The organism is Spirillospora sp. NPDC048819 (assembly GCF_040650055.1).
Taxonomy (GTDB): Bacteria; Actinomycetota; Actinomycetes; order Streptosporangiales; family Streptosporangiaceae; genus Spirillospora.
In genome coordinates, this window is record NZ_JBEZGN010000028.1 from 79,672 (window position 1) to 89,711 (window position 10,040).

Genomic DNA, 10,040 nt, shown 5'->3' on the forward strand with positions numbered 1-10,040 from the left:
ATGAACGGCAAGGACATCCGCAAGCTCGTCATCGCCTGCGACGCCGGCATGGGCAGCAGCGTCATGCTCGCCGGGCAGCTCCGCAGGGCGCTGAAGAAGAGCGACGTGACGGTCGAGCACACGCCCGTCGACTCCATCCCCGCCGACGCCGACGTGGTCGTCACCCACACCGGGCTCGCCGACCGCGCCCGGCGCGGCGCCGGCGACGCCCCCGTCGTCACCTTCGAGGTCTACATCGGCGACCCCGCCGTCGACCGGCTGGTCAAGGCGATCAAGGACGGCGGTGAGGTCGGTGCCTGACCGGGCCGCCGGCCTGCTCGCCCCCGAGGCGATCCGGCTGGACGCCCGCGCCGGCGGCCGCGACGACGCCGTCCGGGCCTGCGGGCAGGTGCTGGTGGACGTCGGCGCCGTCGAACCCGGCTACATCGACGCGATGCTGGAGCGGGAGCGGTCGATCTCCACCTACCTGGGCGAAGGGGTGGCCATCCCGCACGGCACGTCCGAGGGCCGCGACCTCATCCACCGGGACGCGCTCGCCTTCGTCCGATTTCCCGAGGGGACGGACTGGAACGGGAATCCCGTCACCGTCTGCATCGCCATCGCGGCGCGCGGCGACGGCCACATGGAGATCCTCGCCGAATTGGCGCAGGTGCTCATGGACCCCGGCAAGGCCCGCGAGCTGCGCGAGGCCGCCGACCCGGACCGGATACTCGCACTCCTCGACCCGCAGCCCGAAGAACGGCAGCCGCCGGATCCGCTCCAGGCGGGTCCGCTCCAGACAGGACAGGGACACTCCGTATGAAGGTCGCCCGTTTCTACGCACCCGGCGACATCCGCCTGGAGGACGCGCCGGAGCCGGCGCCCGGCCCCGGCGAGCTGAAGATCCGCGTCCGCAACTGCTCGACGTGCGGCACCGACGTCAAGATCTCCCGGTTCGGGCACCACCACATCGTCCCGCCGCGGGTGATGGGACACGAGATCGCCGGCGAGGTCACCGAGGCCGGCGCCGGCGTCCGGGGCTGGGCGGCGGGCGACCGCGTCCAGGTCATCGCCGCGATCCCGGACGGGACGTGCCCGGAGTGCCGCCGCGGCCGGATGACGGTCTGCACCGCGCAGGAGTCGATGGGATACCACTACGACGGCGCGTTCGCCGAGTACATGATCGTCCCGGCGAAGGTGCTGGCCGTGGAGGGGGTGAACCGGATCCCGGACGGCGTCTCGTTCGCCGAGGCGTCGGTGGCCGAGCCGCTCGCCTGCGTCCTGAACGGCCAGGAGCTGGCGGGCGTCGGCGAGGGCGACGACGTCGTGGTGTTCGGCTCCGGGCCGGTCGGCTGCCTGCACGTGCGGGTCGCCCGCGCACGCGGCGCCGCCCGCGTGTTCCTCGTGGAGGTCAACGCCGAGCGGCTCGGCCGGGCGGCGGCGATCGTGAAGCCGGACGCCGCGATCGACGCGAGCGCCACCGATGTCGCCGGCGAGGTCCTGGAACGCACCGGCGGCCGCGGCGCCGACGTCGCGATCACCGCGGCCGCGTCGGGCGCCGCGCAGGAGCAGGCGCAGCGGCTCGTCGCGCCCGGCGGCCGGGTCAGCCTGTTCGGCGGGCTGCCCAAGGACGACCCCGTCATCTCCGTCGACGCCAACCGCGTCCACTACCGGGAGCTGTCCCTGGTCGGCGCGAACGGGTCGAGCCCCGCCCACAACGCCCGCGCGCTGGAGCTGATCGGCTCCGGGCGGGTGCCCGTCGAGGACCTCATCACCCACCGCCTTCCCCTGGACGACCTGCACGCCGCCCTCGACCTCGTCACCCGGGGCGCCGCGATCAAGGTCACGATCGAACCCTGACCCGAAGGAGGCAGCCGTGCCCGAACGCACCGTCGTCATCGGCTCGGCGCAGGGGCTGCACGCCCGCCCCGCGAAGATCTTCGTGCACATGGCCGCGCGGCAGCCCGTCCCGGTGTCCATCCGGGTCGGCGGCCGCGCGGCGGTCCCGGCGAGCAGCATCCTCGGCGTGCTGTCGCTCGGCGCGGCCCAGGGGACGGAGGTGATCCTGTCCGCCGACGGCGACGGGGCGGACGCCGCGCTGGACGAGCTGGCCGAACTTCTCGCCGCCGACCTGGACGCCGAGGAACCCGGTCATGTCTGAGCCGCGCGCCTCCGCACCGCGCGGCCCCGGCGCCGGCCCGGTGGAGGCGCGCGGCCTCGCCCGGACGCATCACAATGGCGGGTGAACGGCAACGGACGCGGGACGGGTGGGACGACGGTCATGTACGCCGAAGAACGACAGCAGGCGATCCTCTCGCTGGCGCGCTCGAAGGGCCGGGTGGACGTGGTCGCGCTGGCCGAGGAGTTCTCGGTCACCACCGAGACGATCCGCCGCGACCTGACCGTCCTCGAACGGGCCGGGACGATCCGCCGCGTCCACGGCGGCGCCATGCCGGTCGAGCGGCTCGGCTTCGAGCCCGAGCTGGCGGCGCGGGACGCGGTGATGACCGAGGAGAAGCAGCGCATCGCCAAGGCGGCCCTGGAGGAGCTGCCCGCCGACGGGTCGATCATCGTGGACGCCGGGACGACGACCGCCCGGTTCGTCCAGCTGCTGCCCACCGACCGCGAGCTGACCGTGATCGTGAACTCGCCGCCGCACGCCTCGGTGCTGGCCACCCGCCCCAACCTGACCGTGATCATCCTGGGCGGGCGGGTGCGCGGCCGGACGCTGGCCACCGTGGACGACTGGGTACTGCGCCCGCTGGCCGACCTGTGGGTGGACGTGGCGTTCATGGCGACCAACGGCTGCTCGGTCGAGCGCGGGCTGACCACCTCCGACCAGGCCGAGGCCGCGGTGAAGCGGGCGATGATCGCCTCCTCGCGGCGGCGGGTGCTGCTCACCGACCGCACCAAGATCGGGCACGATCACCTGGTGCGGTTCGGCGGCCTGTCCGACATCGACGTGCTGATCACCGACACCGGCCTGGACACCGACCTCGCCGCAGACCTCGCCGCCGAGGGCCCCGAGATCGTCCGCGCCTGACGGCGGCGCGCCCCGGGGGCGCGGCTTCGGCGGCCCGCCGCCCCGCCCGGTAGGCTGACGGCGCCGCGCCGGGGCGGCGGGACACTCCGGCCGAAACCGGACGGAGGTGGAGCGATGACGCAGGCGCCCGCGGGCAGGGCCGCCGGCACCCTCTCCCTCCCCGACCGCCTGCTGGCCGTCGCGACGCGCATGTTCGCCGACAAGGGCTTCGAGAACACCTCGGTCCAGGAGATCGTCGGCGCCGCCGGCGTCACCAAGGGCGCCATGTACCACTACTTCGGCTCCAAGGACGATCTTCTCTACGAGATCTACCACCGGCTCATCGGCCTGCAGATGTCACGCCTGGAGCAGATCGCCGACGGCCCCGGCACCGCGGAGGAACGGCTCCGGGCCGCCGCCGTCGACGTCCTCGACACCTCGTTCCGCTACCTGGACGACTTCACCGTCTTCTTCCGCTCCACCCACCTGCTCCCCCGCGACCGCCGCGAGGCCGTCCGCGCCGAACGCCGCCGCTACCACGAGCGCTTCCGCGGCCTGGTCGAGGAGGGGCAGCGCGAGGGCACGTTCCGCGACCGCACCCCCGCCGACATCGCCGTCCACTTCTTCTTCGGCACCGTCCACCAGATCGGCACCTGGTACCGCCCCGGCGGCCGCCTCGAGCCGGCCGCCATCAGCGAGCACTACGTCGACCTCTTCCTGAACGGCCTGAAGGACTAGCCGGCCGAAGCCGCCCTCTCCACGTGCTCGATCTCCATGGCGGCGTCCCGGTGGCGGGCGCGCAGGGGCTTCTTGTCGAACTTGCCGACGGTGGTCTTCGGGATCTCGTCCAGGAACGTCCAGTACTCGGGGACCTGCCAGCGCGCCACCTTGCCGGCGAGGAAGGACGCCAGGCCGGCCGCGGTGGCGGTGGCGTCCGGGCGGAGGACGACGCAGGCCAGCGGGCGCTCGTCCCACCGGGCGTCGGGGATGCCGATGACGGCGGCCTCCGCCACCGCCGGGTGCGCCATGAGGTGGTTCTCCAGCTCGACGGAGGAGATCCATTCGCCGCCCGACTTGATGACGTCCTTCGCGCGGTCGGTGATCTGGAAGAAGCCGCGGTCGTCGATGGTGCCGATGTCGCCGGTGCGCAGCCAGCCGCCGTCGAACTTCTCCGGTGCGGCGTCGCGGTGGTAGGCGCCGGTGATCCACGGGCCGCGGACCTCGATCTCGCCGACGGCCCGGCCGTCCCACGGGAGTTCCGCGCCCGACTCGTCTACGATGCGCATCTCGACGCCGGCGGCGACGCGGCCTGACTTCAGCCGCCAGTCCAGGTCCTCGGCGGTGCCGGGCTCGACGCCCGGCGGCGGGAACGCCATGCCGCCGAGCGGGCTGGTCTCCGTCATCCCCCATCCCTGGACGATGCGCAGCCCGTAGCGCTCCTCGAACCGCTCCAGCAGGACGCGCGGAGCGGCGGCGCCGCCCGAGGTGCCCGCGCGGAGGGAGGAGAGGTCGAGCTCGTGCCGCTCCCCGTAGGCGAGGATCGCGTTCCAGATGGTGGGGACGGCGGACGACAGCGTGCTGCGCTCTTCGGCGATGAACGCCGTGAGGTGCTCGGGCTGCATGAACGGGCCGGGCATGTGCAGGGTCGCGCCGGACAGGAACGCCCCGTACGGCAGGCCCCAGGCGTTGACGTGGAACATGGGGACGATGGTCAGCACCCGGTCCGCCTCGGTGATGCCGATCAGCGACGCCGACTGCACGGCCATCGCGTGCAGGAACGTCGAGCGGTGGGAGTACACGACGCCCTTGGGGTCGCCCGTGGTGCCGCTGGTGTAGCACATCGACGCGGCGGACCGCTCGTCCACCTCGGGCCAGTCGTAGCCGGGCTCCTCCGCGGCGAGCAGCTCGTGGTAGCGCAGCACGGGGGCGCCGTTGCCGTTGTCGCGCAGCGGTGCCGCGTCGCCGTCGCCGACGACCACGAACGCCTCCACGGCGGGCAGCTCGTGCACGACCCTGGCCAGCAGCGGGACGAGGGAGTCGTCGACGATGACGACCTGGTCGTCGGCGTGGTTGATGATGTGCGCGAGCTGCTCGGGGAACAGCCGGATGTTCAGCGTGTGCAGCACCGCGCCCATGGCCGGCACCGCGAAGTACGCCTCCAGGTGCTCCTGGTTGTTCCAGCAGAAGGTCGCCACCCGGTCGCCGCGGCGGACGCCGAGCCTGGCCAGGGCGGACGCGAGGCGCTCGGCGTTCTCGGCGACCTGGGCGAACGTGGCCCGCCTCGGCGTCCCGCCGCCCGTCCAGGTGACGCATTCGCTGCGGCCGTACACGCGTGCGCCGTGCCGCAGGATCGCGGCGACCGAGAGCGGGAAGTCCTGCATCGTGCTGGGGATCATGGCAATTCTCCGTATCTCCGGCCGCCGGTCAGCCGACCAGGACGGAAAGCGTCTCGGCCACGCAGACCGGCTTGTCGCCGCCCTCGCGTTCGATCGTCACCCGCACCGTGGCCCGCGCGCCCGAGGGCCCGCGTTCCAGCGACAGCAGTTCGGCCCCGGCGCGGACCCGCGAGCCCACCGGCACCGGCGCCGGGAAACGGACCTTGTTGGCGCCGTAGTTCACGCCCATCTTCAGGCCCTCGACGCGGTAGATCTCCGCGGCGAGCATGGGCAGCAGCGACAGGGTCAGGTAGCCGTGCGCGATCGTCCCGCCGAACGGGCCGCGGGCCGCGCGCTCCGGGTCGACGTGGATCCACTGGTGGTCGCCGGTCGCGTCGGCGAACAGGTCGACCTGCTCCTGCGTGATCGTGTGCCACTCGCTGTGGCCGAGGTGGCTTCCGACGGCCTTCTCGTACTCGTCGACTCCGCTGAACGTCCGCATGCGGTCATGACCTCCGTGCAACGACTGTTCCGTGCAACGACTGTTCCGTGCAACGACTGTTCCGTGCAACGACTGTTCCGTGCAACGACTGTTCCGTGAACGGGACGATGACAACATACCGACCAGTTGGTATGCAATGCCGGTGATCAACCGTTTCGAGGTGGGAGTCGTTCCGGCCGGCGAGCGGGACGGTCCCGCGGCGTCCGCCCCGGCGCCGCGGGACCGACCAGCTCGCCGGCAGTCGCCGGCGCGACCGGCTGACGTGCGGGCCCCCCTCCTGCACACGGCCCGCCGGCGCCGCCGCGATCCGGCTCTCACCATGCACAGCGCCTACGCGCCGTGATGTGTCACACACCTCAGAGTTACCAATGGGTATACATGGTCCACCAGGGCATATGCGCCGACACCGGTTTCCGGGACCAGTGCCTCCGCCGCACCCCGGAGCGCGGCGACACGAGCCGGCGACACGAGCACAGCGACGCGAGCACGAGCACGGGTGCGGGCGGACCCGGACAAGGTCCGCAGAGCGTCGATCCAGTGTGCGTCCGGACACCAAAAGGCGCCGATCTTTTCGCACCCGGACGTATTGCCAAGAGGCGGCTCCCGGCGTTGGATCTTCGCTATGAAGATCGCCGCGCGGGCGGCGATGGTCGTCGTGACCCTCCTCGCGACGCTCATCGCCCACCCCCTGCCCGCCGGGGCGTCCGACCCCGCCCCAGAAAACGCCGCCCCAGGAACGTCCGAGCACACCATCACCATGGGCGACTGGGATCGTCCCTACCTCCTGCACGTCCCGCCCGGGCGCAAGCCCGGCCGGCCGCTGCCGCTCATCGTGGCGCTGCACGGCGGCCTGAACGACCCCGAGTACGTCCGGCAGCAGAGCGGGCTCGACGAGGTCGCCGACGAGGCCGGCTATGTCGTCGCCTACCCCGAGGGCCTCCTCGGCACGTGGAACGCGGGGGCGTGCTGCTGGTTCGCCCGCTGGGCGGGCGTCGACGACGTCGCGTTCCTCGACAAGCTGATCGACACCCTGGTGGAGCAGGGCGTCGCCGATCCGCGCCGGATCTTCATGACCGGCTTCTCCAACGGCGGCGGCATGGCCTACCGGTACGCGTGCGAGCGTTCGGCGCGGGTCGCCGGGATCGCCGTGGTGTCGGGCGCCCTCGCCATCGGCTGCACGCCCGACCACCCCACGTCGGTCCTGGCGTTCCACGGCACGTGGGATCCGTCCGTCCCCTACCACGGGGGCGGGAACATGGACGCGGGCGTGGAGTTCCCGTTCTTCTCCGTCCAGGTCACCATGGAGTACTGGAGGTGGGTGAACAAGCTGCCAGCGCTGTCGTGGCCGGTGCCCGGCGGACCGGACGGCTGCGTCGGCACCGGCCCCGGACCGCTCCTCGTCGCGCTCTGCACCGAGCAGCAGGGCGGGCACGAATGGCCCGCCTACGCCAGCGACCTGATAGCGGAGTTCTTCACCGCGCGCCCTTCGCTGCCGAAGGAGACGTGACGGGCGGCGCGGGGGCGCGCCGCCCGCCGGGCGTCAGGCGGTCAGGCTCCGGGGACGCAGGTCGGTCCAGTTCGCGGTGATGTGGCCGAGGCAGTCGGGCCGGGGCGCCGGGCCGAACGCCGTGGTCCAGCCCGGCGGGACGTCGGCGAACGCGGGCCACAGGGAGTGCTGGCCCTCGTCGTTGACGAGGACCAGGAACGTCCCGTCGGCGTCGTCGAACGGGTTGGTCATCATGCCCCTTTCTGCAGGACGCCGGGTGCGACGCGGGCGGAGCGGCGGGCGATGGAGCGGACGATGTCCCCGGTGCGCACGGCGGTCATGGACAGCAGCGACGACGCGATGCCGTGGCTGTGCTCGGTGGCGCCCTGCAGGTACACCGACCACTCCGGGCCGGGCTCGGTGGCGATGCGGTAGTCGCGCTCCATCACCGGGTGCCCGTCCGGCTCGGCGAGGCAGTGCGCGCCCGCCTCGCCGAGCAGGTCGAACGGGTCGCGTTCGCGGTAGCCGGTCGCGTAGACGAGGGCGTCGGCGTCCAGGTCCGCGGCCTCGCCGGAGGGGAGGAACCCGACCCGCACCCGCAGCCCTCCCGCGTCTTCCCGGACGTCCAGGACGCGGGAGACGTTGAGGATGCGGAGCCGTTCGGCGCCCGTGACCTTCTCGGCGTAGGCGCGCCGGTACAGCTCGTCGATGAGGTCGAGGTCCACCACCGAGTAGTTGGTGTTGCGCGAGTACTCGAACAGCATCCGCTTCACGTCGCCGGGGGCCGCGTAGTAGTGGTCGACGGCCTCCGGGTCGAAGATGCGGTTGGCGAACGCGCTGTCGTCGGCGGGCGAGTACCCGTACCGGGCGAAGACCGCGCAGATCTCGGTCTCGGTGAAGGTGCGGTGCAGGTATTCGACGGCCTCGGCGGCGCTCTGCCCGGCGCCCACCACCACGAGCCGCTCCGGGGTCCAGCCGGGCCGCTCGCCCAGCCGGGTGAGCAGGTCCTCGGTGTGCCAGATCCGCTCGCCCGGCCGGACGCCCTCGGGCAGGACGGGTTCGAGCCCGGCGCCGACGACCACGTTGCGGGTGAGGTGGGTCTCCAGTTCGTCGTCGCGGCGCACGACGACTTCGAGGGTCTCGTCGTCGTGCGGCCGCAGCGCGACCACCTCGGACCGGTAGCGGACGCGGTCGGCGAACGCGGCGGCGGTCCATTCGAGGTAGTCGTGGAACTCGATCCGGGTGGGGAACATCGTCTTGTGGTTGACGAAGTCGACCAGCCGTCCCCTCGCGTGCAGGTAGGACAGGAACGAGTACGGGCTGGCGGGGTTGCGCAGCGTCACCAGGTCCTTGAGGAAGTGGACCTGCATGGTGGCGCCGTCGATCAGCATGCCCCGGTGCCAGCCGAACTCCGGCTGCTTCTCGAAGAACACCGCGTCCACGCCCGGTCCGCGCCCCGCGCCGTCCTCCTCGTCGAGCGCGAGCTCGTCGAGCGCGACGGCGAGGGCGAGGTTGGACGGGCCGAACCCGATGCCCACCACGTCATGGACGGGGGTCTGCACGCGCACCTCCGGCATCAGGCGGACTTGGCCTTGGCCGCGGCCTCGGCGATCTTCGGGACGACCTGCTCGATGACGTAGGGGACCGCCAGCGGGGTGGGGGTGCGCAGCGGCCAGAACGCCTTCAGGTCGAGCGGCACGTAGGAGCCGCGCTCGACGACGGCGAGGCCGGTGAACAGCTTGTTGTCCTCGATCTTCTTCTGGGTGGCCGGGTCGTCGTTGTAGTGGCTCATCAGCACGTCCACGTCCAGCACCGAGATCTTCTCCATGCTGAGCTCGGCGGCGAAGCCCTCACCCGGGAGCTTCTTCAGCGACTCGGGCAGCACCATGCCGAACTGGCTGAGCAGCTTGACGCTGGTGTCCTCCCCGGACTTCATCACGCCGATGTTCCCGTTCGGGAAGACGCTGGTGAACGCGAACGTCCTGCCCTTCAGCTCGGGGTGCTTCTCCTTCACCTGGGCGATCTGGGTGTCCACCTTGCCGACCAGGGCCTTTCCGTCCTCGGGGCGGCCGATGGCGGCGGCGACCTGCACGGTGATCTGCTGCCAGGCGTCCTCTGCGGGGCCGGTCTGGTACGCGACGGTCGGGGCGAGCTTGGAGAGCTTCTCGTACTCCTTGTCGATGTAGAAGTCGCCGGCGGCGAGGATGAGGTCGGGGCGCAGCGCGGCGATCTCCTCCAGGTTGAACCCGGCCTCGCCGGCCTTGAGCAGCTTGGGCTTCTCGCCGGTGATCTTGGGCGCGGTCCACGGGGCGAGGCCGTCGGCCTGGACGCCGGTCAGCTCGGCCATGCCGACGGGTGTGACGCCGAGCGCGAGCAGCGCGTCCTGGTCGACCTCGCCGAGCGCGACGATCCGCTTCGGCTGGGACTCGATCGTGGCGGTGCCGAGCTTGTGGGTGATCGTGACGGGGAACGCCCCGGCGGACTCGCCGCCGCCGGACGTGCCGCCCGATGGTTCGTCGTCGCCGCAGGCGGCGACCATGCCCAGGCTCAGGACGAGCGCCGCTGTGACGGCGACGCGCCGCATCATGGTGCGCATAGAGGACCGGTGTCCTTCCACATTTCTCGGGGGAGCCAGGATTGCAGGGGGTTTTCGACGGAGATCTTAGGTTAGCCTCA

12 protein-coding genes are annotated in these 10,040 nt (G+C 72.0%); 7 read left to right on the forward strand and 5 right to left on the reverse strand.

Going from position 1 to position 10,040, the window contains the following annotated elements; translation table 11 throughout:
* The 6 genes from AB0C35_RS31030 to AB0C35_RS31055 all read left to right on the forward strand — a co-directional run bounded on the left by AB0C35_RS31030 (window position 1) and on the right by AB0C35_RS31055 (window position 3,739).
* On the forward strand, window positions 1-300 hold the full coding sequence (locus AB0C35_RS31030; RefSeq protein ID WP_358463533.1) for a PTS lactose transporter subunit IIB: 300 nt from the start codon (window positions 1-3) through the stop codon (window positions 298-300).
* The gene (locus AB0C35_RS31035; protein ID WP_358463536.1) at window positions 293-802 is read left to right on the forward strand and encodes a PTS sugar transporter subunit IIA; all 510 of its coding nucleotides are present in this window, start codon (window positions 293-295) and stop codon (window positions 800-802) included. The genes AB0C35_RS31030 and AB0C35_RS31035 overlap by 8 nt, the downstream gene beginning before the upstream one ends.
* Window positions 799-1,839, forward strand: a complete 1,041-nt coding sequence (locus tag AB0C35_RS31040; protein WP_358463539.1) for a zinc-dependent dehydrogenase — start codon at window positions 799-801, stop codon at window positions 1,837-1,839. Before AB0C35_RS31035 ends, AB0C35_RS31040 begins: the two co-directional genes overlap by 4 nt.
* A 16-nt stretch (window positions 1,840-1,855) precedes the next feature.
* The gene (locus AB0C35_RS31045) at window positions 1,856-2,140 is read left to right on the forward strand and encodes an HPr family phosphocarrier protein (RefSeq protein ID WP_358463542.1); all 285 of its coding nucleotides are present in this window, start codon (window positions 1,856-1,858) and stop codon (window positions 2,138-2,140) included.
* A gap of 120 nt (window positions 2,141-2,260) precedes the next feature.
* Window positions 2,261-3,022: a DeoR/GlpR family DNA-binding transcription regulator gene (locus tag AB0C35_RS31050; RefSeq protein WP_358463666.1), complete on the forward strand. Its 762-nt coding sequence runs from the start codon at window positions 2,261-2,263 to the stop codon at window positions 3,020-3,022.
* 114 nt (window positions 3,023-3,136) lie between these two features.
* Window positions 3,137-3,739: a TetR/AcrR family transcriptional regulator gene (locus AB0C35_RS31055; RefSeq protein WP_358463545.1), complete on the forward strand. Its 603-nt coding sequence runs from the start codon at window positions 3,137-3,139 to the stop codon at window positions 3,737-3,739.
* Here AB0C35_RS31055 and AB0C35_RS31060 read toward each other — a convergent pair.
* The gene (locus AB0C35_RS31060; RefSeq protein WP_358463548.1) at window positions 3,736-5,397 is read right to left on the reverse strand and encodes a long-chain fatty acid--CoA ligase; all 1,662 of its coding nucleotides are present in this window, start codon (window positions 5,395-5,397) and stop codon (window positions 3,736-3,738) included. The two genes, AB0C35_RS31055 and AB0C35_RS31060, sit on opposite strands and share 4 nt — an antisense overlap.
* Before the next feature lie 28 nt (window positions 5,398-5,425).
* Window positions 5,426-5,878: a MaoC family dehydratase gene (locus AB0C35_RS31065; protein ID WP_358463551.1), complete on the reverse strand. Its 453-nt coding sequence runs from the start codon at window positions 5,876-5,878 to the stop codon at window positions 5,426-5,428.
* A gap of 622 nt (window positions 5,879-6,500) precedes the next feature.
* Between AB0C35_RS31065 and AB0C35_RS31070 the strand changes: the two genes are divergently transcribed.
* The gene (locus tag AB0C35_RS31070) at window positions 6,501-7,385 is read left to right on the forward strand and encodes a PHB depolymerase family esterase (protein WP_358463554.1); all 885 of its coding nucleotides are present in this window, start codon (window positions 6,501-6,503) and stop codon (window positions 7,383-7,385) included.
* 33 nt (window positions 7,386-7,418) lie between these two features.
* On the opposite strand, the gene AB0C35_RS31075 is transcribed toward AB0C35_RS31070, so the two are convergent.
* The 3 genes from AB0C35_RS31075 to AB0C35_RS31085 are packed head-to-tail and all read right to left on the reverse strand — an operon-like array spanning window position 7,419 to window position 9,960.
* On the reverse strand, window positions 7,419-7,616 hold the full coding sequence (locus AB0C35_RS31075) for an MbtH family protein (protein WP_358463669.1): 198 nt from the start codon (window positions 7,614-7,616) through the stop codon (window positions 7,419-7,421).
* On the reverse strand, window positions 7,616-8,926 hold the full coding sequence (locus AB0C35_RS31080) for a lysine N(6)-hydroxylase/L-ornithine N(5)-oxygenase family protein (protein ID WP_358463557.1): 1,311 nt from the start codon (window positions 8,924-8,926) through the stop codon (window positions 7,616-7,618). The genes AB0C35_RS31075 and AB0C35_RS31080 overlap by 1 nt, the downstream gene beginning before the upstream one ends.
* 14 nt (window positions 8,927-8,940) lie before the next feature.
* Window positions 8,941-9,960 (reverse strand): iron-siderophore ABC transporter substrate-binding protein, encoded by a 1,020-nt coding sequence (locus tag AB0C35_RS31085; protein ID WP_358463560.1) that lies wholly within the window; start codon window positions 9,958-9,960, stop codon window positions 8,941-8,943.
* Window positions 9,961-10,040: the final 80 nt, after the last annotated feature.